At 54.1% G+C, this 24,210-nt stretch carries 20 protein-coding genes; 11 read left to right on the top strand and 9 right to left on the bottom strand.

Going from position 1 to position 24,210, the window contains the following annotated elements:
- Positions 1-11: 11 nt before the first annotated feature.
- Both thrS and infC read left to right on the top strand, forming a co-directional pair.
- Entirely contained in the window at positions 12-1,955 is a 1,944-nt protein-coding gene (thrS, locus tag NTH01S_RS00695) for a threonine--tRNA ligase (protein WP_068168128.1), read from the top strand.
- A 142-nt stretch (positions 1,956-2,097) separates the two neighbouring features.
- Positions 2,098-2,619: a translation initiation factor IF-3 gene (gene infC / locus NTH01S_RS00690; RefSeq protein ID WP_068167764.1), complete on the top strand. Its 522-nt coding sequence runs from the start codon at positions 2,098-2,100 to the stop codon at positions 2,617-2,619.
- Between the two features lie 72 nt (positions 2,620-2,691).
- Here infC and NTH01S_RS00685 read toward each other — a convergent pair whose 3' ends face one another.
- On the bottom strand, positions 2,692-4,119 hold the full coding sequence (locus tag NTH01S_RS00685; protein WP_169802025.1) for a glycosyltransferase family 2 protein: 1,428 nt from the start codon (positions 4,117-4,119) through the stop codon (positions 2,692-2,694).
- 49 nt (positions 4,120-4,168) lie between these two features.
- Entirely contained in the window at positions 4,169-4,564 is a 396-nt protein-coding gene (locus NTH01S_RS00680) for a cytidine deaminase (RefSeq protein ID WP_068167760.1), read from the bottom strand.
- A 220-nt stretch (positions 4,565-4,784) separates the two neighbouring features.
- On the opposite strand from NTH01S_RS00680, the gene lysA reads away from it, so the two are divergent.
- Together lysA and NTH01S_RS00670 are read left to right on the top strand one after the other, a co-directional pair.
- Positions 4,785-6,131, top strand: coding sequence for a diaminopimelate decarboxylase (gene lysA, locus NTH01S_RS00675; RefSeq protein ID WP_068167758.1), 1,347 nt, complete (start codon positions 4,785-4,787; stop codon positions 6,129-6,131).
- Positions 6,132-6,139: 8 nt separating this feature from the next.
- The gene (locus tag NTH01S_RS00670; protein WP_068167756.1) at positions 6,140-8,890 is read left to right on the top strand and encodes a DUF4175 family protein; all 2,751 of its coding nucleotides are present in this window, start codon (positions 6,140-6,142) and stop codon (positions 8,888-8,890) included.
- A gap of 207 nt (positions 8,891-9,097) precedes the next feature.
- On the opposite strand, the gene NTH01S_RS00665 is transcribed toward NTH01S_RS00670, so the two are convergent.
- The 3 genes from NTH01S_RS00665 to NTH01S_RS00655 form a co-directional block, all read right to left on the bottom strand.
- Complete coding sequence (locus NTH01S_RS00665; protein ID WP_068167755.1) at positions 9,098-10,195, bottom strand: oxidoreductase; 1,098 nt, start codon at positions 10,193-10,195, stop codon at positions 9,098-9,100.
- Between the two features lie 86 nt (positions 10,196-10,281).
- Positions 10,282-10,581 carry an AzlD family protein gene (locus tag NTH01S_RS00660; protein ID WP_245642036.1) on the bottom strand — a complete coding sequence of 100 codons (300 nt, stop codon included), beginning with the start codon at positions 10,579-10,581 and terminating at the stop codon, positions 10,282-10,284.
- Positions 10,581-11,303, bottom strand: a complete 723-nt coding sequence (locus tag NTH01S_RS00655) for an AzlC family ABC transporter permease (protein WP_068167751.1) — start codon at positions 11,301-11,303, stop codon at positions 10,581-10,583. Before NTH01S_RS00655 ends, NTH01S_RS00660 begins: the two co-directional genes overlap by 1 nt.
- A 176-nt stretch (positions 11,304-11,479) precedes the next feature.
- On the opposite strand from NTH01S_RS00655, the gene NTH01S_RS00650 reads away from it, so the two are divergent.
- From NTH01S_RS00650 to NTH01S_RS00640, 3 genes are all read left to right on the top strand, one after another.
- Positions 11,480-12,073, top strand: coding sequence for a cupin (locus NTH01S_RS00650; RefSeq protein ID WP_068167749.1), 594 nt, complete (start codon positions 11,480-11,482; stop codon positions 12,071-12,073).
- A 6-nt stretch (positions 12,074-12,079) separates the two neighbouring features.
- Positions 12,080-12,811 (top strand): NADPH-dependent F420 reductase, encoded by a 732-nt coding sequence (locus NTH01S_RS00645; RefSeq protein ID WP_157070809.1) that lies wholly within the window; start codon positions 12,080-12,082, stop codon positions 12,809-12,811.
- A gap of 149 nt (positions 12,812-12,960) precedes the next feature.
- Entirely contained in the window at positions 12,961-13,842 is an 882-nt protein-coding gene (locus tag NTH01S_RS00640) for a peptidylprolyl isomerase (protein WP_068167744.1), read from the top strand.
- A gap of 51 nt (positions 13,843-13,893) precedes the next feature.
- Here the strand turns inward: NTH01S_RS00640 and NTH01S_RS00635 are convergent, their stop codons facing one another.
- From NTH01S_RS00635 to NTH01S_RS00625, 3 genes are all read right to left on the bottom strand, one after another.
- Positions 13,894-15,372: a Ppx/GppA family phosphatase gene (locus tag NTH01S_RS00635; RefSeq protein ID WP_068167741.1), complete on the bottom strand. Its 1,479-nt coding sequence runs from the start codon at positions 15,370-15,372 to the stop codon at positions 13,894-13,896.
- A gap of 19 nt (positions 15,373-15,391) precedes the next feature.
- Positions 15,392-17,707 (bottom strand): RNA degradosome polyphosphate kinase, encoded by a 2,316-nt coding sequence (locus NTH01S_RS00630; RefSeq protein WP_084366790.1) that lies wholly within the window; start codon positions 17,705-17,707, stop codon positions 15,392-15,394.
- Positions 17,708-17,835: 128 nt separating this feature from the next.
- Positions 17,836-18,537 (bottom strand): P-loop NTPase family protein, encoded by a 702-nt coding sequence (locus tag NTH01S_RS00625; protein ID WP_157070808.1) that lies wholly within the window; start codon positions 18,535-18,537, stop codon positions 17,836-17,838.
- Positions 18,538-18,698: 161 nt separating this feature from the next.
- Between NTH01S_RS00625 and purM the strand changes: the two genes are divergently transcribed.
- The 4 genes from purM (at position 18,699) to NTH01S_RS00605 (ending at position 22,569) form a co-directional block, all read left to right on the top strand.
- The gene (gene purM, locus NTH01S_RS00620) at positions 18,699-19,781 is read left to right on the top strand and encodes a phosphoribosylformylglycinamidine cyclo-ligase (protein ID WP_068167737.1); all 1,083 of its coding nucleotides are present in this window, start codon (positions 18,699-18,701) and stop codon (positions 19,779-19,781) included.
- The gene (gene purN, locus NTH01S_RS00615; RefSeq protein WP_068167735.1) at positions 19,781-20,356 is read left to right on the top strand and encodes a phosphoribosylglycinamide formyltransferase; all 576 of its coding nucleotides are present in this window, start codon (positions 19,781-19,783) and stop codon (positions 20,354-20,356) included. Before purM ends, purN begins: the two co-directional genes overlap by 1 nt.
- A gap of 27 nt (positions 20,357-20,383) precedes the next feature.
- The gene (locus NTH01S_RS00610; RefSeq protein ID WP_068167733.1) at positions 20,384-21,814 is read left to right on the top strand and encodes a hypothetical protein; all 1,431 of its coding nucleotides are present in this window, start codon (positions 20,384-20,386) and stop codon (positions 21,812-21,814) included.
- A gap of 86 nt (positions 21,815-21,900) precedes the next feature.
- On the top strand, positions 21,901-22,569 hold the full coding sequence (locus NTH01S_RS00605; RefSeq protein WP_068167731.1) for a DJ-1/PfpI family protein: 669 nt from the start codon (positions 21,901-21,903) through the stop codon (positions 22,567-22,569).
- A gap of 190 nt (positions 22,570-22,759) precedes the next feature.
- Here NTH01S_RS00605 and NTH01S_RS00600 read toward each other — a convergent pair whose 3' ends face one another.
- On the bottom strand, positions 22,760-24,160 hold the full coding sequence (locus NTH01S_RS00600) for a DUF2142 domain-containing protein (protein ID WP_068167729.1): 1,401 nt from the start codon (positions 24,158-24,160) through the stop codon (positions 22,760-22,762).
- Positions 24,161-24,210: the final 50 nt, after the last annotated feature.

The raw sequence follows: 24,210 nt of genomic DNA, 5'->3' as shown, positions 1-24,210 counted from the left end.
AGGAGCACATCATGCCCGCCATCACACTACCCGACGGAAGCGTCCGCACCTTCGACGGGACCGTGACGGGCACGACAGTCGCGGCTTCCATCGGCCCGGGCCTCGCTAAAGCTGCTCTCGCCATGGAAATTAATGGTCAGCAACTTGATCTCGCCACCCCGATTGAACACGATTCCAGCATCCGCTTCATCACCAAGAAAGACGACGTCGTTCTGGAGATGATCCGCCATGATGCTGCGCATGTTCTCGCGGAGGCTGTGCAGTCGCTCTGGCCAGAAACACAAGTCACCATTGGCCCAAGCATTAAAGACGGCTTCTACTACGACTTCGCCCGCGACAAGCCATTTACTCCTGATGATTTCGAAGCCATCGAAGCCAAGATGCATGAAATCATCACGGCCAATGCTCCCTTCACGCGCGAAGTCTGGGACCGTGATGAAGCCATCCAGTTCTTCGAAGATCGTGGGGAAAACTTCAAAGCCGAACTCATCCGTGACCTTCCCGAAAGCGAAGATATTTCGATCTATCGCCAAGGTGAGTGGCTAGACCTCTGCCGTGGCCCGCATTTGCGCGGCACAGCTGATATTGGCAACGCCTTCAAGCTGATGCGCGTTGCAGGCGCTTACTGGCGCGGGGACCATCGCAACCCCATGCTAACCCGTATTTACGGCACCGCATGGCGCGACAAGAAAGAACTCAACGCCTATCTTCTGCGCCTTGAAGAAGCAGAGAAGCGTGATCACCGCCGCATCGGCCGTGAAATGGACCTGTTCCACATTCAAGAAGAAGCCGTGGGCCAGATTTTCTGGCACCGTAAAGGGTGGCGCTTGTATAATGTGCTGCAAGACTACATGCGCCGCTCTCAAGAGCGGAACGGCTATGAAGAAGTCCGCACCCCACAACTGGTAGACCGCGCCCTATGGGAAGCCTCCGGCCACTGGGATAAATACCGCGAGAATATGTTCATCGCCCAAGTGGAAGATGAAGATAAAACCCTCGCGCTGAAGCCTATGAACTGCCCCTGCCATGTACAGATTTTCCGCCATGGCCTGCGCTCTTACCGTGAACTCCCATTGCGCATGGCCGAATTCGGCGCTTGCCACCGCTACGAGCCGTCCGGCTCCCTGCATGGCATCATGCGCGTTCGTGGCTTCACACAAGATGATGCTCATATCTTCTGTACAGAAGATCAAATTGCAGATGAAACCGCCAAGTTCGTACGTATGCTGGCCGAAGTGTACCAAGACCTCGGCTTTGAAAACTTCCGTATTAAGTTCTCAGACCGCCCTGAAAGCCGCGCCGGTGATGATGCAACATGGGACCGTGCCGAAGGGGCTCTGAAAAAAGCCTGCGATCTGGTAGGCGTGAACTATGAATTAAACCCCGGCGAAGGTGCATTCTACGGCCCTAAGCTTGAGTTCGTCCTGACCGACGCGATCGGCCGTGACTGGCAGTGTGGCACCCTGCAAGTAGATTACGTCCTGCCAGAACGTTTAGACGCATCCTACATTGGAGAAGACAGCCAACGTCACCGTCCCGTGATGCTGCATCGTGCTATCCTTGGTAGCTTTGAGCGCTTCTTAGGCATTCTGATCGAACAATATGCGGGCAAATTCCCGCTGTGGCTGGCTCCAACACAAGTCGTCGTCGCGAGCATTGTGTCTGATGCCGCCGACTATGCACATGAAGTTGTCACCGCACTTAAAGCCCGCGGTATCCAAGCTGAAGCCGATACGCGTAACGACAAAATCAATGCCAAGATTCGCGAGCATAGCCTTGCCCGCGTTCCAGTGATTCTGGTTGTCGGTCGACGTGAGGCAGAAGAGCGTAAAGTGGCCATGCGCCGCCTCGGCGGAGCACAACAGACCATTCTTACACTGGATGAAGCGCTCTCAGCCCTCTCAACCGAGGCAACGCCACCTGATCTCGCACGTTTGTCCATCAAACAAGCGTAATCCTCTTGCACGGATCGTTACACGAGACTATGTGCTGAGAGGTAATTTCCCGTGCACTTCCTCAAGGGCTTCTCTTTGAGAAACGTGCACGGACTACATAAGATGAAACTGACGACAGGAGCTGACCATAGCTAGACCGCCGATGCAGAGTGCGCCCACGCGTGAAGGACCGCGTGTAAACGAAGAGATCCGCGTACCTCAAGTCCGCCTCATCGATGAGGAGGGGGAAATGCAAGGGATCATGTCGACGCGCGACGCTCTGACGCGCGCGTTCTCATCAGGTCTCGACCTTCTTGAAATTAGCCCAACTGCTGTACCGCCAGTGGTCAAAATTCTTGACTACGGCAAGTTCAAATACGAACAGCAGAAAAAGAAGAACGAAGCACGCAAGAAGCAAAAAGTTATTGAGATCAAGGAAGTTAAGGTCCGCCCCGGTACGGGCGAACATGACTTCCAAACGAAGCTCAAAGCTATTCACTCCTTCTTGGATGCTGGTGACAAGGTAAAGGTTTCACTGCGCTTTAAAGGCCGTGAAATGGCTCACCAAGAACTCGGCATCAAGATGATGGAGCGTATCCGCATCGAAGTCGAAGAAAAAGCTAAGATTGAGCAAATGCCGCGCCTTGAAAACCGGCAAATGCTGATGGTGATGGCACCCCGCTAATCATCGTCATAAATGCTAAAAAAGCCCCGTATTGCACGAGCAGTACGGGGCTTTTTTGTATCCAATGAACGATCAGCCTATAGTCGTCCCATAAATTTCAACCTGATCAAGATTGAAATAATTTTTCTCCCCACGCAGTTCAATAGACAACATACGCGTGGACACTCCCTCTTCTGACACCCAAATAAAGGGCGAACCATCTAGACCGCCAAAAATCTCATCAGACGTCCGTACAAAAAATTCATGATGTGTATGACCATCCTGTGACCCCAGAAACGCAAAATGCTTCATGCGCTCATAGAGACCATCCATACGGTTAAACAAACGAATTTCGTGAATAACTTTTGATTCTCCAAAATCAATCCGCCACCAAGGACGTTCCTCATAATCGGTATGAGCCTGAGAATGACCTCTCGGGGACTGGTTTATAAGCTTTGCGGCATCTTCTTCTGGCGTACAGTGATGCACCGTCGAGCTTTGAGTAACGGAACAACCTGATGAAATCAGTGGCCAGCGCGTCGGTGGGAAAGGCGATGCACTCCAAGCCTTTTTTGTTAAATAGTCTTTCCAGTAATTATACAGACAGAAATCTTCTACCGCATTCGTATATTTATGGTGAATGGCGCGTTCTTCTTCTGTTTTTTCACCCCACATTTTTTCAGCTGCATAATCACCTGCCAGCCCTCTGCGAACACGCAAGTCAAAATCTTCATCTGATTTAATGTTATAATGCGCTATGAACGCTTTATTTAGAAGCGTTTGCCGACGATTCTCTTGATGCAAAAATGACCATGCACTCTCCGGGAACGATGCGTAATAATTCTCTATATTTTCACCCAAAACATTATAGATTTTCATTTTTTTTAAGCTATTACAATCATGCTGAATAGCATGAACAGAACTCCAAAAAAATTCTCTATACGGGAAAGACTTTGACTTCACTATAATTTTAGTAAAAGGCGTAACACCGTCTTCTCGGCGCGTATAATTCAAAAGAACGCTGCCGTCAGGGCGAGTTTTATGACCATTATGCCCAAAGCTACACCAATTAATATATAATGCGTCCATATCTTCTGGGAAGGTCCCCAAGAATGAATGTACGCCCTCAAAAGAGCGAATACAAAAAAACTCATCTATATCCAGAAACATAAACCACTCTGTTTCTGGCATGTATTTCCTATTAAAATGAAAATACATTTGAAATTGAAGTCCCTTTTTAGGGTAGTGTATAAACGTAACAAACGGGTCTTCACCCTCCAAAAATGGCATTATTTGTGTATAAAATTCTATAGGATCGTCATCATTACAATATAAATAAACGTGATCTATCCCAATAGACCTATGATAAGAGAGCCACTCACTGATATAGCGCGTCTCCCAACGAGCACAAGCGACTAGAGATACTTTGTATTTTGGCGCAGGCCATACGCCAGAATTCTGTGCGACCAGCTCCGGCATCAAACTATAAGAGGAAATTTCTTCATAGTATTTATCGAGCATACCACACATCCTCTATTGGGACAGAAAATAAAAAAGCAACGAATGAATACTATACTAAATGGTCCGGTCCAAATGAATCTGGCAATAGCTCTTCTAACGTACGAACCAACAAGACCTCTCCTTGAGGATTAACCATATAAACTTTCATATTAGGCTGAGAGAATTCGCGTAATTTTTGTCTGCAACCGCCACAGGGCGTGCACGGCATATCTCCCCCCACAACCACAACTGCATCAATTTTGCGCATACCGGCCATAATCATTGCAGAAATCGCGCCAGCCTCTGCGCAGCTTCCCAAGGGATACGCTGCATTTTCGACATTGCACCCACTGTAAACGCCCCCCTCACAAGACAAGGCTGCCCCTACAGAAAAACGGGAATACGGTGCATAGGCTTTAGAACGCGCTTTAATCGCTTCATCGATCAGTAACGGTAACACGCTCATTATAAAAAATCCTTTTCTCGTGACGAGAACATCCCCTAACCACCGCGCATAACACTCTTTTTCCCACATCATAGCCGAGAAAAAGTGATCATTGGACTATACACCCTAACCATAACAGGCCGATTAGAGTTTTCAATCATCAGGAGAAACAGCCCTTTAACCGCAATTCACCACGTGATGGCTTGGAAGCCACCGCACTGTGCGATACCCTCACCATGTCATGACAAGCTTCCCTTATACCGACCCCACCCCTGACGCTCTTCTCGCAAGCCGCCCATCTCTGCGTATGGATGCACGTGACGGCTTGTTGTTTGAAGATGTTCCTGTGTACCAGATTGCACAGGCCCTTGGCTCCCCCTGCTGGATTACAGGCGCAGGCACCCTGCGCCGCCGCGCAGCAGATCTTAAAGCCGCGTTTACCGCCCGAAAACTGCCCATGAGCTTTCATTTCGCAGTGAAAGCACAAGACCATCAAGCAACCTTACGTCTCTTGAAGGACTGCGGGTACGGAGTGGATATTGTAAGTGGCGGTGAGATGACGCGCGCCCTCACGGCCGGCATACCACCAGAGGCCATTGTGTTCTCAGGCGTTGGCAAAAGTGATGACGAACTCCGCGCAGCGATTACCGCACGAATCGGTCAAATCAACGTCGAAAGCGCCGAAGAACTATACCGCTTAGCAGCATTAGCGGACGCCCTGCCCAATGCGGATAATTTTCGTGTCCGCGTCACTCTCCGCGTTAATCCAGACGTTGACGCCCAAACGCATGACAAAATCACCACCGGGCGCGCCGATGATAAATTCGGCATTGCTTATGACCAAGCACTCACACTCTATGCTGAGGCTCAACGCCTTTCTTCATTGCGCGTCATCGGCCTTGCTGTCCATCTTGGCAGCCAAATGCTGGCCGCAGAACCCTTCCGTAAAGGCTACCAGCGCCTAGCCGATATGGTACGCGCGCTGCGCAGCCAAGGATACCCCGTTGAAACCGTCGATTGTGGTGGCGGCTTAGGAATTTCTTACCGCGATGAAGTCGCCCCCGCCCCAGAGATGCTCGCCGGCGTCATTGCCGAAACATTGGGCGATCTTGATGTCTCCCTCGGCCTTGAGCCGGGCCGTTGGCTTGCAGCCCCAACAAGCCTATTTGTGACTACCATCATTGAAACAAAAGCCGGAAACCCCGCGCGCGGCATACCTGATTTTCTTATTGTCGATGGCGGCATGAACGATCTCGCCCGCCCGGCCATGTATGATTCATGGCATGGTATTATCCCCGTCTCTCCAACTACTCTGCACAGCCCACTCAAACCTTGGCATGTCGTTGGCCCCGTCTGTGAGAGCAGCGATGTCTTCGCACGCAACCGCCCCTTACCTGCGAACCTACAACGTGGCGATATGCTGGCCTTTCTTGACGCCGGTGCCTACGGCGCCGTTATGAGTTCCACCTATAACTCGCGCCCTTTTGCAGCCCAAGCCATGGTCGATAACGGCCGTTGGGCCTGCACACGCACACGACAAACAGTGGAAGAATTGATCGCCGCCGAAACCCTTCCGAACTGGCTCTAACCGCCCCTATGCCCAAACGCACGCCCTCCAGAATACTGCCCTTGCATCACCTTCACCGCATACGCCGCCGCACTGCGCGCGTACTCTGGGTTGAGCGCGCGTTCGAGCATCTGATCTACCCTGTAGGGCTACTATGCGCTTACGCGCTTGCGTGCTTATTGCGCATCCCACAATCTCTCCCAGACGCGCTGCATACAACCTTAGAGCTGATCGTGCTTGGCACAGCATTCTGGCTAGCATGGCGTAGCCTACGTCACATTCCTCCGGCGACAAAAGAAGAGATTGATCGCCGCATTGAAACAGCCTCCTCTCTCCCACACCAACCCCTTCTCACACTGCAAGACCAACCCGCCACGACTTCTCACTCAGCAGAAGAGAACACTCTCTGGGCGCAACACATCCAGCGCACCATCGAAAGCATCGGGCCACTACGCTCAGGCTTCCCCCTGCCGCAGGTCCACCGCCAAACACTCTGGTGCACGCTCAGCCTCTCCGCCTTTCTGCTGATCGGCATCTTCTTCTCCGGCACACACACACCATCACGCCTATGGGCTGGCCTCATACCCGGACAGGACGATCAAGACGCCCCACTCCCAATGCTCCAAGCGTGGATTGATCCACCCTCTTATGCACCCGGGGCGCCGCTCTTCCTTAAGACCAATCAAGCCCCACCAACCCCATTGGCCGATGGCTCAATGCTGACGGCTGTTGTCAGCGATGCACGCGGCACACCCCACCTGCATGGTGCCCCACTCATCAGCCTACAAAAGCTGGATGCCCATAGCTGGCGCATACAAACCTCTCTTACCATCACACATACCGTGCGCCTGACCGTCAGAGGCCGTACCATCAGCGCATGGCCCATTATCATTGCCCCTAACCCCGCCCCACAAGTGCAATGGAACGGCAAGCCCGGACCTTTCAATGATCCCTCATCTGAGACGCCATCATGGCGCACAGCACTGCCTTGGAGCGTCGAACAGCCTTACGGCGTGGAGTCACTCGAAGCGGAGATCAGTGCCCCCGATAAGCACAGCCCACTCCGCCACGTCCATATTCCCCTGAACCGCCATCCAACCTCCGCTCACGGCATTGCACACCCCGATCTCTCCGATGACCCACTCGCCGGAACGGATGTCACCGGAACACTGCATGCGCGCAGCGTTTCTGGCCAATATGGTCAGAGCAAAACAGTACATTTCCGCCTTGGCGCACGCCATTTTACAGACCCGCTTGCCCGCGCCATCATAGCACTCCGCGCCCGGCTTCTACTGGCTCAAGAAACACCACAAGATGCCACACAAGAACTACTTTTGTTAACCGAAGCCACCAAGGACCGCCCCCTCCTCAGTACACTGACACTCCTCGCCAGTCGCTTACCAACCGAGCCAGCTTCAGAGCCTACACGCCTGATCCCTGTCACGGATGCCTTATGGGATTTCGCACTTTATCTTGAAGACCGCAAAACCACCGACCCCGCCACGGCCGATGCTTCTGCTGCGGTCCGCGCGGCAGAAAAGGCCGTCCGGCAGCACATAGAAGATATGGCCGGGCAGGACAGCAGCACCCACCTGACCGAACAACAAAAACTCCACGACCTGACCGAAACGCTCAAACAAGCACTCGCTCACCGTATGGCGCTTCTCTTTCAGCGCGCCGCCCAAAGCGGCATTGTCATGCCGAGCGCAGGCGCCAGTGATCACGACCCATTCTCCACACCTATGGAGAAGCTCCGCTCCCAAGCCATGCAAGGTCAGACTGAAAGCGCACTGCAAACGTTGCAAGACATGGAAGATATGGCGGAGCATATGCGCCAAGCTGGCCCGCAAGACATGCAGGCCCTTGCACACACCATGCAAGCCCAAGAAGAAGCCCGCATGGAACGCTCAGCCTTGCGTGATCTCATCCGCCGAGAAACGGAACTTCTGGACCATGCTCAACTGCGCCTCTCAGCAGCGCGCAAAGCAGCACAACCGATGGACGATGAAGCCCAGCCTGACGTCAGTCAAATGTCGACCAATGATTTGCTGAAGCAATTGGGCATGCAGCCCCCTGTAAACAATGGTCCAACCAATGCCCCAACCCAGCCCCCACCACAGGCACCGTTGGACGATACGACCGTGCGGGAGCAAGCCCCACAACGCCGAGACGACCACGCCCTTCAACGCGCCCTAACCCAACTCGACATCGTCCTTGGGCAGCGCACCCAAGCCAATACTGGCAAAAAAGTGGAGGCCTTCGACACCGCGAAAACGGACATGATCGCGGCACGCCATGCTCTCGCTGAGCGCCATGACCCTGAAGCGGCTGCGGCGGAACAAAAAGTGCTGGATGACCTCAACCAAGCCAACCAAACCATGCAGAAAAACCAAAAATCATCCTCTGGCCAAGGTCAGGGCAGCCTCAGCTTCATTCCCCCTGCACGCCAAACACCCTCTCCACATCACGGCACGTCCCAATCTCAAAAAGGCGATCAAAATCCCCCCTCAGACGACGACAGCGATGATGATGACGACTCTGACAATAACGCGACCTCCAACGGTTCCAAAGGAGGATCTTCTGCTGACAAAAACCAAGATCCTCTAGGCCGCGATATGGGCGAAGGCCATAACGGCCAAGATAGTGATGCCCATATCCCAGACCAAAACACCCGTGACCGGGCGAGAGAGATAGAACGTGAATTGCGCCGCCGCGCTGCTGACCGCACCCGCCCACAAAGCGAGCTCGATTACCTACAACGCCTCTTAAAATCTTTCTGACAGTACCCTCGCTCTCTACCTCAGGCGCCACAAAAAGAGCAGAAACGTATCCTACGCCTGCAACGCGTCCCCCTGATACTCAGCCCTGAACATGGGGCTAGCAGAGGGAAACTGGCCCACAAAGAAAGTACCCCCCCCGGACGCGTTCAGCACACAACGTAATATGCTGCTGAAAGAGCGAAACCTCTCATCGTTCAACCACAGCCATCATCCGCCCACACGATAGCGCTCACCTGAAACCCACGCCCCGCGCTCATCCGGCGTTACATCCGGCGCGATACTATGCCCCGTCCTCGCCGCGACCAAAGCCGCCTCCAGAACCGCCATCACCCCCACCGCCTGCAACGGCGGCACGGGATTGGGCGCATCACCATGAACAGCCGCGACAAAACCCTCATAAAATTTTCGCTGGTCACCCGCCTGTGCCACATGCTGCGTCATATGCCCTTCACCATCATAGAGAGACAGAGCTTCATCATCATGGCCCCACCCATCTGCACCGGGTGACATCCCTGCTAAAAGCTGCGCCTCTTGCTGATCGGCACGCTGCTTCACCACACTCCCACGCATACCATGCACCGTGAAACGCGATGAACCACCCGCCACAAGCATACTTGCCTGTAACACCACACGCCTCCGTGCATATTCCAGCACCACATGTGCCCAATCCGCCGCTAAAGCCCTGGGGCGTAATGTCCCCAAAGACGCACTCACCCGCTCAGGCATACCAAATAACATAAGCGCCTGATCGATCAGATGCGGCCCAAGGTCAAACCACACCCCACTCCCCGGGCCGGCGCCTTCTCTCCAACGGTCACGCACATGCGGACGAAACCGGTCAAAGTGCGATTCAAAATGCACCACCTCTCCTATCGCACCCGCCTCAACCAACCCCTTAATGCTCAGAAAATCACTATCCCAACGCCGATTATGAAAGACCGACAACACACGCTCGCTATGCTGCGCCTGCGCAACCACCTCACGCGCCGTCTCCACATTCAGCGTGAACGGTTTATCCACTACAACATGCTTACCCGCTTTCAGCGCCGCTAAAGCCAAAGGCGCGTGTGTGTCATTAGGCGAGGCGATCACCACAACATCCACATCATCCGCAGCAAGACAGAGCCAAGGGTCTGCATCCACCATCACATGTGGGAAATGCGTTTGCACCACATCTTCTTTACGCGAGGCAACACGTTGAAGAACCAGTCCTTTCTCCGCCGCAATCAACGGCCCATGAAAAGTCTGCCCAACATATCCATAGCCAATAAGCGCCACGCGCAACGGCCCTGCTCTCTTCTGCATACATCCCCCTCACTCAATCAGCTCATGAGGGTAGTTTCGCACAATGTCATGTTCACAAAGAGGCAACCACCGAACCACACCTTCTTCTAAGATGAAAAGACCGCCCGCAATACACCCGTACTCACAATACCAATGGCCATTGTCGGCAAAAGCGCCAAACGCGTTGCCGCAAAAACCGTAATAGCAAGCCCCGCCAAATCCGTTGGTCGCCCAGATGCAAAGCTCGGCGCCAAAACAGAAATCAACACACAACCCGGAATAATATCCATCATTGCCGTTGCGCGCGGAGATAACGTCCTTCCCCCCAAGAGGAGATAGCCACCAATACGCGTCATATAAGTCGTTATACCCATCCCTAAGATGGTCAGAGTCGAGTCCCAATGCATCACCCGACCCTCCGCACAACACATGCTGCCGTTACAGCACCTGCCACTGTACCCACCGGCACGCACCATGCCCCCGGATACAACCGATACACCAGCACCCCGACCAAAAGACTTACAACCCACGGCAAAGACATGCGGTGGTCTTTCCACATGCCGCGCAAAATCACGAGAAAGACCGCAGGGAATGCCATATCAAACCCGTAGCGCGTCAAATCCCCAATTTTTGCCCCCAGATATGCCCCAAAAAACGTACTACCAACCCATGTGCCATACAGGCACCAACCCACACCAAAATAATATCCAACACTAAATTTTTGGCGCTTTTGCGCATCAGATAGCGATAAGGCCCATGTCTCATCACACATCAAAAACAGCCACAGCAGCGCCTTACGCCGGGGCACCTCTCTCAACCACGGCGCTAACGCCGCCCCCATCAACACATGCCGGCAATTAATCAGCAACGTCACACCAATAATCAACGCAACGGGTAACGGAATCGCCCATAAATGAACTGCCGCAAATTCAGAGCCGCCACCATAATTCAGCCCCGTCATCAACGGCACGCTGAACACGCCAACTCCCTGCTGGACCGCTTGCCGCCCCAACAAAAGACCAAAAGGAATAAACCCAATCATCACCGGAATGGAGGCACGCATCCCCCTTACAAATTCCGGCCAAAAGCCCCCATTCCGGGCCAAGCATGGTGCAGCACTCTCAGACATGCCCGTGTGTATATCGGCTCCAGACCTTTCAGCAAGCCAAACCCACGCTGCCCCGAAATTCTTACCTTTTTTTTTAATAGAGGCCGCATGGCTCTCATGAGAGGGTGCAACTCCCTCGCCTTAAGCTTCATCTGCACGCCTCTCACATGAGAGCGCCGCCCAACAAGGAGAATGGCATGCATAGACGCCTCTTTAACGCCATACTTGCTGGGCTTGGCCTCTCCCTCAATGGGCATGTGGTACGCGCCATCGCCAAAGGCACGCCTGTCAGCACCGAAAGCTTCCTCTTAACCACCAATGGCTGGGTCCCAAATAACCAAAAACTACCCGTCATTCTCTACCGCAATGCCCTCAGCACCACAGCAGAAGACCCCGCCAGCACGTTTGAAAACCTCTTCCAAACCAATGGCTGGCCACCGCAATGGCGCAATGGGGTTTATCCGTTCCATCACTACCACACAGAGGGGCATGAGGTTTTGGGCATCTATGGCGGCTCCGCGCAACTCATGATCGGCGGCCCTTCCGCCCGAAAAGTCGATGTCCATGCTGGAGATATTATTCTCCTACCTGCAGGTACCGGCCATATGAAAATCTCGGCAGATAACGCCTTCGGAGTCGTCGGTGCTTACCCACCGGACCAAAGCTTTGACATCGTCCGGCAAGCCCCCAGCAGCGCCCAATTGCAGCGCCTCGCCTCACTCCCTTTTCCCACCACGGACCCGGTTTGCGGGCCAGATGGACCTGTTCCACATAATTGGCATTACGGGTGAATGACCATGCTGAAACGCCGTACCTTCCTACACACAGCCATCCTCTCCGCCGTAACGGGTGCAGCCTGCGCGGCATTACCCGCTCCCATAAAAGCCGCAGGCGCATCAAACACCCTGAAAATTGGCATTATTGGTGCTGGTGAAGTCGCGCAAACCCTTGGTGGCCTTCTGCTGAAAGCGGGACACCCCGTTATGTTCTCAGCGCGTAATTTCCAAGAGGCACAGTCCACCGCAGCAGAACTTGGCACACTTGCCTCAGCCGGAACCCCCACCGAGGCCGCTCGCTTTGGTGATGTCGTCATCCTCGCTGTACCCTATAAAGCAATACCCTCGGTCGGACAGGCACTCGCCCCCCTCTTGCGCGGAAAAACACTTATTGATGCAACAAATGCCTATTGGTTCCGCGATGGCAGCCTTGCTCAAAAAGCCAATGCACAAGGTATTGGCCTGCTAAGCCAAAGCTATTTTCCCGGTGCGTCCTTAATACGCGCCTTTAATTCCATTGATATGGCCGTTTTACGCTCCGAAGCCGCCCGGCCCGCCCCACGCCTCGCCGTACCCATCGCGGGAGACAACGCGGCGGCTGTCAGCACAGTCCAGAACCTCGCTACACAAATGGGCTTTGACCCCGTCATCACCGGCGGTCTTGCCACTGCTACACTCTTCCAATCTGGGCACCCCGGCTTTGAAGTGAAAGACGATGCTACGGGATTAAAACGCGCTCTCGGCCTGCAATAATAAGCCTCACGCAAAGCGCCGCAACTTCACCACTCCCGTCTTGCGGCGCAACCTTATTTTCCAGATGCGCAACACAAGAATACAATTTGTACCCTATACAAAACAAAATTCTCTATCCGCAGAGAGCAAAATGATGCACCCTTCTGAACATGCGCTTGCTCTCTCTTTTTACAGCCTTCTTATTATCCAGCGTCACCGCCCATGCCGTTGCCGCTAGCCCTGCGGACATCATCTCTCATGCACCCGACAGTGCATGGCGGACAATCCCACCTGAGCAGCTCCTCCTGATGACGATGAGTAACGGACAACACATCATCATCGCCCTTGCACCTGATTTTGCCCCCATACATGTCGCCAATGTTATCCACCTTACACGCGCTCACGCATGGGATTCAGGAGCGATTATACGCACACAAGAAAATTACGTCGTGCAATGGCGTGTGCGCCATGAACAAACACCATCACCCAAGCCATTTATAGAGCACCCACCTGCCGAATATGAACGCCCCCTCGCAGGTCTTTCTTTTAAAGCACTGAACATGCCAGACGCCTATGCTCCACAAGCAGGTTTTGCCCATGAATGGGCCGTCGGAACCGACGGCACGAACATTTGGCCCGCACAATGCTACGGAACCATCGGCGTGGCACGCGGCATGCCACCTGATACGGGCAACGGCAAGGAACTTTACGTCGTCAACGGTGAAGCACCACGGCAGCTTGACCGGAACCTCGCCGTGATAGGGCGCGTCCTCACCGGTATGGAATACCTCAATGCCCTACCACGCGGCACAGGGCCATTAGGGTTTTATACCAATCCACACCAAAACGTACGGCTCAAAAGCGTAACGCTCGTCTCAGACTTACCAGCAGAACGACGCCCATCTATGCAAGTCATGCGCACGGATAGCCCTAGTTTTAACGACTATATCACCGCACGGGCAGCACGAACCGACGCATTTTTTGTGCATGCCGCACATGGGGTCACGTTATGCAACGTCCCCATCCCATCACGAGAAATGCCCACACGCTAAGCGGGCACCCCCTCATACCATTCATCACTATGGCATGAGGGCCAGCACATATTACTCTTCCCGCATTTCCGCCTTCAGACCCATAATATGAGCCAAGCGCTCTAAACGACGCCGCACATTACTACCCGCAGCCCGCACAGAGCGCGCACCGAGAATCAACACAAGTGTCTCTTCTTCCACCAAGATACGGCACTCTTCAAGCAAAGCGCTCGTGCCTGCACAGAGCGCATATGCCAAACGCAGCACCTGCCCTAAACGGGTCGCACGTTCTATTTCCGTCCGGGAGAGCAAATAACGAGACGGTTCAATAAGCGCTGAATCGGTCGCGGCTTCATAACGTACCGCCAGCGTAAGCCCGATAAAAGCCCGTGCGCTATGCTCAAAACCAACACCATAACAATGCATCACACGCTGATAGGTCTGCTCAGCGCGATACTCTGGATGGTCATACGATCCAATATCAGACAGCGCACACGCCAAAGTCCGCAAACGTTTCTGCGCCGGCGTCTCCCCGGGGAAGAGCGGAGCCGTCCACCCCACTAATTCCTGAGACAAAGCCGGGTTACGCGCCAACCGCCCCGCCATTTCGTCTACCAGAGCCGTCATCGGGTCATCACCCACAACAGATGACGCCACATGTTTCATGTACCAGCCTTCACGCAGGCCATCGATGCTGAAGACCACCTTAGAGGGCCGTACACGCTCCATCAAGCTTCGCAACACCGTCGCCGCAAAGGGTGCATCTGCCAAACGTTTGCGCGGTGTATTCGGCAATTTTTCGAGCGTACGCCGAGGGGCACCCACAACCCAATCCACCATCTCCCGGCATTCACCCTCAGACATGGTAAAGAGATGCACAAGACTCAAGGGATAACGCGTGCGTGCAATCTGCAAGCGCGCCAAAGCACGGAAAGCCCCACCAACGAGATAAAGAGGTCGTCCCGCCATCCCGGGCAACCAATTCACTTCCGCGAGCATTTCCTCCGCAATTTCACGCGCACGCTCCACACTACCCTGCGCCCGGTCCTGCAACCGAATAACGCCGAGCTTTGTCGTCACCGCTTCATGATACTGACTATCTGCCACGTGGATGAGTTCCAAAGAACCACCGCCAATATCCGCTACCAAGCCATTGGCCGTTGGTAGCGAACACAGCACACCACGGGCAGCATAATCTGCCTCCTCAGTGCCTTCGAGAACCCGAATGGTCACACCCGGCATACGCGCACGAATGGCCGAAACAAAGTCCGGACCATTGCTCGCATCACGCACAGCCGCCGTTGCGACAACCTCAAACGGCTCCGCACCCATGGCCCGCGCCACAGTATGGAACCGTCCAAGAACGTCCATCGCAAGAGCGACGCCCTCTTCATTGAGGCGGCCACTCGCGTCCAGTCCGCGACCAAGCTTAAGCGTCACTTTCTCGTTAAAAATGGGGAGCGGATTACGCACCACGCCCTCAAAAACAACAAGACGCACCGAGTTCGAACCGAGGTCAACAATTGCTGAACGCTGAGTGAAAGGAGGCATGATCGTCAGTCTTTACAGTTCAACCTTCGAGAACACGGTCTTGTCGTTCACGCGGCAAACGGCTTTCTGGCAAAGCCTTTTGCCGTGCAGCAGAACCACGCCCAGACAGTGAAGGGTTATGCATAAAATAGTCATGTGCCGAGAAAGGCTTACTCCCTGGCGCAACACGATACCAACTCCCATCTTTCGACAGTGTCCAGCTTTGCAGCGTGTCTTTCAGATTAACCGTCATAATCTGCCCCAAAATCTGCGCATGAACGGTTGTGTTCGTAATGGGCACCAGCGTTTCTACGCGCCAATCCATGTTACGCACCATCCAATCCGCAGATGAGATATAAACCTTCGCCTGATGCGATGGCATACGATGGCCATTACCGAACGCATAAATACGAGAATGCTCAAGAAAACGGCCCACAATGGACTTGATCTCAATGTTTTCCGATAGACCCGGCACACCCGGTCGCAAGCAGCAAATGCCACGGATAACGCCAACAACCTTCACGCCAGCCTGAGATGCTTCATACAGAATATCAATCAACTCAGCATCAACAAGGCTGTTCATCTTCAGCCAAATTTTGGCCGGACGACCCGCTTTTGCATGCTCGATTTCTTCACGAATCAACACTTCCAAGGTTGAACGTGTCGTCATCGGAGAGAAAGCCAACGCATCCATCTTCTCCGGCGTTGCGTAGCCCGTCATATAATTGAACAAGCGTGCCGAGTCAGATGCCAAGGTACGATCACACGTAAAAAAGGAAAGGTCCGTGTAAATCCGAGCGGTAATCGGGTGGTAATTACCCGTACCAAAATGCGCGTAGGAGCGGAGGTTATTACCTTCGCGGCGGACCACCAAGCTCAACTTGGCATGCGTTTTCAGATGTGTGAACCCGAAGACAACCTGTACCCCTGCGGCTTCCAACGCACGGGACAAGCGGATATTGGCTTCTTCATCAAAACGCGCCCGCAATTCCACCATTGCCGTGACGGACTTACCAGATTCCGCAGCCTCAATCAGGGCCTGCACAATCGGGCTGTCACGAGACGTACGGTACAATGTTTGCTTAATGGACAGAACATTCGGGTCCCGCGCAGCCTGACGCAAGAACTGCACCACCACATCAAAACTCTCAAACGGGTGATGAACGACGATGTCTTTCGCACGAATTGCCGCGAAGCAATCCCCATCATAATCCAAAATCCGCTCTGGGAAACGCGGCGTATAGGATGGGAACACCAAGTCTGAACGGTCATCCACAATCAATTGCTTCAGGTCAACCACACCGACAAAGCCGGGCAAAACCATCACATCTTCATCGCCAACACCGAGTTCTTCGCCCAGTTCACGGCCCAGATCTTCTGGCAAACGGCGGTCCAAAGCCAAATGAATGCCCACACCACGGCGGCGCTGCTTCAGAGCCGTCTCATAAGAGCGGACCAAATCTTCCGCTTCATCTTCGAACTCAACATCCGTATCGCGGATAATGCGCAATACGCCAGCTTCACCGATGTTCAACCCGGGGAACAAACGGCTCGCAAACAGACGAATCAAATCTTCCAAAAGAATGAAACGAATTTCGCTGGTCGCTTTGCCTTCTGCATCAAGTCGAGCAGGCAGGCGTACCAGACGCGGCAATTGCGTCGGCAGGAGCACCAAACCATCCATCACAGGCCCACCAGTTGCTTCATCTTTCAGACGAAGAACCAAGGCGAGACCCATATTAGGGATAAACGGCAAAGGATGCGAAGGATCAACGGCCAAAGGCGTCAGAACAGGGAAAACCCGCTCGTCAAAAATCGTTGAAAGCTGCGCATAATCCGCTTCATCTAACGTGTCCGGAGAGAGGATGCTAATCCCCGTTTCTTTCAACTCCGCTTCCAGAATACCCCAAACACGCTGCTGTTCTTCCATCAGGAAGCGGGCTTTTTTCCGAATCGCCGCGAGTTGCTGGGCCGGTGCCAGACCATCAGGGCTGCGTACCACCATGCCCTCACGGACCTGCCCAACCAAACCCGCAACACGTACGGAATAAAACTCATCCAGATTACTAGCGCTGATCGATAGGAAGCGGACCCGCTCAAGCAACGGGTTCTTGAGGCTCTCCGCTTCTTCAATCACACGTTGGTTAAAATCCAACCACGACAATTCACGGTTTAAAAAGCGTTCTGGAGACGTCCGCATTGCAGCATAATCCTGTACAGTCTTAGGGCTGGTCCGCCTCCGGGTCGTCCGCGTTGATGCCCCGCGCGTCCGGGGTGTCGTTGCAGGCTTAGTGCTCGTTGACGTTGTACGACTACGCGTACGGCGCGGAGCGGGCTTTTTATCATCTGTCGTCACGTTAAAATCTTTCCCGGGACCTGAAGGAACGGCACTGCAAAAGCTGCTCAATATATACCGATGTTGTCAAACGTAGGTTTCGTGTCACACAATATTCCCTGCCCTCCAAGCATCAACCCCTTAAATTTTTACTCATCGGGTTGCAGAAGATCCGGCAATACAGATAGCGCCAATGCCCGCGTAATCGGCACGCCTTTTGCCAGGGCGGCGTCATCCAAGCGTTGCACCGCTTCTACGAGTGCGTCTCCCGTCCGCGGCAAATGCCGCCATAACCAATCTGTCACTTGCTGGGACACAACCAACTGGCGCCCCGCCAAAAGCGATAATAATAAACGCGCGCGCAACTCATCTTCCGGCTCAGAAGTCGCCGTTGTCGCGGTCGCGCGCAAACGGCTTGCCAAATCAGGTAATACACACACTGTTCGTGAAGGCGGCAAACGCCCCACCATCAACACACGATCACCAAAAGCCAAAGCATCATTCAGAAGATGTAATAATGTGGCTTCATCACCCGCTTGGTCAGCATTATCAATAGCAACGTGCCCAGCCACACGCACCCGCTCGTTTTTCGCTTCCGCGGTAAAATCACGGGCATTCAAAATCGTCGCCGAATGTTGGGCAGCCCACATCGTCAATAAATGCGTTTTTCCAGTACCGGGTGCACCCCAAAGCCATAACCGGCCATCTGGCCATTTAGGACGCGCCAACCACGCACGCGCTGCAACATTGGAAGGTGCCGGGATAAACCGCTCTGCCGTTAATGCACTATGGCGCGCTAGCGAGAACGCTAACTGCTCGCCCCTCCCATCTGCTTGTCCAGACCTGCTCACTCTTGCTCCTCGGTCCTGCAGAATTGTTGCAATTGCACCATCATTTGATGGTCTTAGCACCCATTTTGCCGGAAGTGTAATGTCCTCATGCGTGTTGCGCGTTACACCGCCGCAAAGCAATGCTAGAAGGGCCCCACGTTCTTGACCCTCGGAGTGCTTTCATGACCGACCAGTCCACCCCAAACTCGCCTGAACACACCACCACACAAGGAGCCAGCTACGCTCAGGCTGGGGTGGACATCGCTGCTGGTGATGCTTTTGTTGACGAAATCAAGGCTGATGCAAAAGCAACGAACCGCCCCGGCACAATGGGGGGCTTGGGTGGTTTTGGCGCTCTGTTCGACCTGAAAGCCGCTGGTTTTAAAGATCCCGTTCTCGTCAGCTGCACTGACGGCGTTGGCACCAAACTCATGGTCGCCATTGAAACAGGCCAGCATGCCGATGTCGGCGTAGATCTCGTCGCAATGTGCGTCAATGACCTCGTCGTCCAAGGGGCTACGCCGCTCTTCTTCCTTGATTATCTGGCGACAGGAAAGCTGGCGGTTCCTGATGCAGCAACCGTCGTTCGTGGCATTGCCCGTGCCTGCTCCGAATCAGGCTGCGCCCTCGTCGGCGGTGAAACGGCTGAAATGCCGGGCATGTATGCTCCCGGCCATTATGACCTCGCCGGGTTCAGCGTCGGTGCGGCCGAGCGTGATGCACTTCTGCCCGCAGGTATCCGCGCAGGTGATACGCTGATCGGCCTGCCCTCATCTGGCGTACACTCCAACGGCTTCTCATTAGTCCGCGAAGTGGTACGCATGTCTGGCCTCGCATGGGATGCACCAGCACCCTTCGCTGAAGGAAAGACCTTAGCTGAAGCGCTTCTCACGCCAACCAAGCTCTATGTCCGCACGGTTCTGGACCTGCATGCTGCAAACCTTCTGCATGGTTGCGCCCATATCACAGGCGGCGGCCTGCCAGGCAACCTACCGCGCGTTCTCCCAAAAGGTCTGGGCGTAGAGGTCGATGGCAGCGCATGGGCCATCCCACCTGTCTTCCAGTGGCTGGCACAAACCGGCAAGGTCGCTACGGACGAAATGCTCCGCGTCTTTAACTGTGGCGTTGGCATGGTTCTCGTCACGCCAGAACCTGAAAAGGTCCTCGCTCAACTGGCAGAACGCGGCGAAACAGGCTTCGTCATGGGCAAAATTGTCGAAAGCGAAACCGAATACAGCCTCACAGCACCGGTCTCCTTCGACTGATGACGGCCAAAACCCCCATTGCAATCTTGATCAGTGGGCGCGGCAGTAACATGCGCGCCCTGATTGAGGCGTGCGCTCGCCCCGATTTTCCAGCCCGTATCGCTCTCGTCCTCAGCAACCGACCGGATGCTCCGGGGTTACAAGTCGCAGCGGAAGCTGGCCTCGAAACCCTTGAGATTGATCACAAACCTTTTGGGAAAGATCGTGAAGCGCATGAACGCGCCGTCCATGACGCGCTTCAAAAAGCAGGCATCCACGTCATTTGTCTTGCGGGCTATATGCGCGTCCTGACGCCCTTTTTGGTCACAGCCTGGGAAGGGAAGATGCTCAACATCCACCCTTCTCTTCTGCCAAAATTTCCGGGGCTACACACCCATGAGCGCGCTATTGCCGAAGGTGAAGCCGAACATGGATGTACTGTCCACCTTGTCACGGCTGGCGTAGATGAAGGCCCTATTCTTGGCCAAGCACGCGTGCCCGTTCTCCAAAATGATACGCCAGACAGCCTAGCTGCCCGCGTACTGGAACAAGAACACACACTATACCCGAACGTCCTCAAGACGTTTTTGACCTAAAAACTCTTAAGAAAGCCGATACCGTCCATGCTTGCAGCACGCCTTGCCCTAGGTCTCTGCCTCATCTTGGCCGGTACGGTCATCGCCCTTCATGCCTCAGCCCTGCCCTATGCGCTCTGGCAGGGCGACGAGTATGACTATTTCTATAACCAATCCCACACAGGCAGCAGCTTCTTCTGGCATCGCCTCCTTTTTTGGAGTCCACGCCCACTTTCTGAGGCCATCATTGCCCTTTATGGCCTTTGCGTCGCCCAGCTACACGCCCCGCTCATCGGCCCTATGCTCAGCACCATCTGGGTACTCTGCGCCGCACTCGCTTTTCTGCCGACAATCCTGTGCCGCGCCCTTCCACAAAATACACGCCTCTTTCTCATTGCGTTGAGCAGCATTATTGTTTTCCTTGGCCACCCCATCGCGGATCTGATGTTCTGGCCCATGGCAACTGCCGCCCATCTACCCGTCTTAGCCGCCGCGTTCTGCCTGACCTTAAGCACCCTCACCCACACTGAACGCCCCTGGCTCACGGCCCTATGCCTTAGCGTTGCGGCAATCTCCAGCGAAGCTGGGTTTTTCTTTTCCGGCGCGTATCTTAGCCTCACCGCCTTCTTGACCTTGGTGAAACCTGCTCAGCCCCGACAACCTCTTAAAATGCTCTGGGTCCCCGCGGCCCTGTGTCTTTTTGTACTATGGCGTCTACTCGCCGGACGCATTGGCCTCCCACACCCGCACAACACCCCCACACAAGGCGCCATCCTTCAAAGCCTCCGCAGCAGCCTCCTTCCCTTTGTACATAACCTCGCCATGCTCCAACCTATGGATATCAGCGCGGGTGGGCGCGAAGGCGGCACAACTCTACACGGCTTACTGCTCAAAACACTCATCGCATTCAGCAGCTTTACAGCCCTACGCGCCGCCAATATCCGCCCGTCTTTACGCAGCCTGATGGTACTCAGCGTTTCTTTTCTCGCCTGCAATGCACTGATCATTGCCAGTGCTTATTACGAGTTTGGCTTCCTCTGCTGCCAGCGCCACGAAACCCTGCGCCTTGATGTCAGCCTGCTGCTCGCCATGTTAGCCGGAGGATATGCAGCACGCACATTGCCCCACATACGCATCACACAGCCCAAACTCCAGCTTATCGCCTGCGCCTGCCTGATCATGTTTACTTTAGACACCGCACGTTGGCGCTATGCTGATATGGCTCTTTTCCTACGCTCCCGCCCACTGGAAGCCCAAGCACGCATAGCCACATGGCAGTCCGGCATATCTCCCGGCCCTATGATGACCATGTCACAAGGCACAAACTCGGCACTGTTTTATTACTGGCCATGGGAACCGGGCCACTACATGTCTGGCGGAACAGGCTGGGACGTTCAATCTATGATGAAGTTCTTCAACAAAACACACCTCACCGTTCTACCGCCACACCCCGTGAGCATCCCCACACGCACACATTAAAACCAGAACAACGCCCGTAAAACTTGCTCAATGCCTCATTTCGCGCATAATGCATGCCTTCCCTAAGAAGAAGAGACTGAATCACAATGTCACTGACTTTTGGCCTTCTTTGCTTTCCCGGGGTACAGCAATTGGACCTCACCGGGCCGTACGAGGTCTTTGCATCCGTACCTAATTCCAGCACACACCTTCTCTGGAAAGATCTTCAGCCGATCCGCTCAGCAACTGGCCTAATACTTACCCCTGATACAACTCTTACTGATGCACCCGATTTCGATGTCTTATGTATTCCCGGAGGCGCCGGAACCAACGCCTTACTAACCGACACAGAAATTTTATCTTTCATACGCAATAAAGCTTCCAAAGCCCGTTATGTAACATCCGTCTGCACGGGCGCTCTAGTCCTCGGCCAAGCCGGCCTTTTATCCGGAAAACGTGCAACAACACATTGGAATGCGCTTGATTTCTTACCTCATTTTGGCGCCAGCATCGTCAAAGAGCGGGTCGTGCAAGACGACAATATCATCACCGCCGGCGGCATCACATCTGGGATCGATTTCGCTTTAACCCTTGTCGCAGAATTATTAAGCCAAGAAGAAGCGGAAACAATCCAGCTTGCTCTTGAATATGCCCCTGCACCTCCCTTCAGTGCAGGTCTACCGTCACAGGCTCGGCCCACCATCATCGATTCTGCACGGCAGCGTATGGAAGCCGCACGGCTAGAGCGCCATACCATTCTTCATGGCGATACATAAACCATTCTGCAAACCCGGGAGTTCTACCGCTATCATCAAACCCTGCTCTCTGCGACTTGAACACCCCCCCTATCGGCAACCCGAGCGGTCGCAGAAGGCAGGGTAAAAAAATATTTCAGCATGATCTCGCGCCCAAAACACGCAAGATCATTATCTGCTGTTCACACCAATACCCATCGGCCTACCGCTGCTACCAGTAGCGCAGCACCAACGTCTCATACGTTGCCAAAACGGACACACAGAGCACAGCAAACATCACCATAGCATCTCCGCCGCGCCACACCCGTACACGCCAAGAGCGTGGCACCTCCGGCAAGAGCAACACTAAAAACAACGACCAACCCAAATAATAGCGCCCTTGCAAACCTAAGATCAGAGACTGCCCCACCGGCGTCCAAATCATATAAAGCGCAAGGCTCACACCGCAGAACGTAGCAGCAATAATCGCCAATGTACCCAGACATTGCCCCCATGCGTGCACACTCCGCCGGAACCTTGCTTGCAGCACAGCCGAGATCAGACCGTAAAGGGCTGCCATTGCAGCAATAGGGCTAAACCACGTGACAACCGGGGCGTCTAACCACCCCAAAACACCAACATATTGCTGATAAAGGCCTGCACCAAAGGCCTGCACGGTTCGGATCACCAACACCACGGCTACCCACGGGTGATGAAATAACCTTAAAGCCTGACGTTTCCCATTCACCGCACCACTGCCGCCCGTCGTAATATCCACCGGATGCATGCCATAAACGCTCCACACCCCCATTACAGCCAGCGCAACCAGAGCCACACACACCGCACGGAGACGGTGCTCACGCACAGCAACCAGCAACGGCAGAAACGCCATCATCACATACGGCGGCTTCGACGCTAAAAGCGCACCCAATAGCACAGCAAGCACAGCCCAATACCAGCGCGGCTCCGCCCAAGACCCCCGTATATGGGTCAATAGCGCCACACACAGCGCACAGCTTGCAATAAACAGCCCATCTTGTGAGCATGAAGCATATAAAGAGAGCGTCATTGGTAGCGAGAGCACCACAGCCATCAAAACGCGCCCGCGCCGCGTTACAGCCAGCGCCAAAGCGGCTACGACAACACAACAAAGAACAGACGCCAAGCGCCCCATATAAAACGACACCAGCACTGAACGATGCGTCACACGCCCCAGATCAATGCCCAAGGCCTGCGGGATATAAAAAAACGGCGCATAAATAACGGTATTCGGAAACGCTGCCTGCTCACGCGGCGTATCCCAATGATCTTCCCGCGCAGCCAAAATCTGCGCCACCGTGATTTTGTGGTCATAATGAAAAAAGAGATCATTAAAACGATAAGCAAAATGCACCGCACCATGCGGCAATACGCCACCACTGCTCCACGGGGTCAAACGATCCCCAAAGATATGACCTTCACCAATTTGGGCGGCCCGTAGAAAATGATGTTCTTCATCAGGAACCTGAATCGGCGGCGTTAAAAACACCATTCCCACCAGAACCGGCCCGATGATAAGCGCCCATAAAAACGCAAAAAACCGCCTAAAGGCGGCCTCATCAGACAAGACCGCAGCCAAAAACCTACGGTACATACTGCCTCCAATACAGTCCCCGACTGGCCGAAGCCAGTCGGGAAACCAAC

The sequence above is a fragment of the Neokomagataea thailandica NBRC 106555 genome (assembly GCF_001598495.1).
GTDB classification, from domain to species: Bacteria; Pseudomonadota; Alphaproteobacteria; order Acetobacterales; family Acetobacteraceae; genus Gluconobacter; species Gluconobacter thailandicus_A.
Note: the sequence above shows the minus strand (reverse complement) of the source record. Positions and strands in the feature narration are given on the sequence as shown.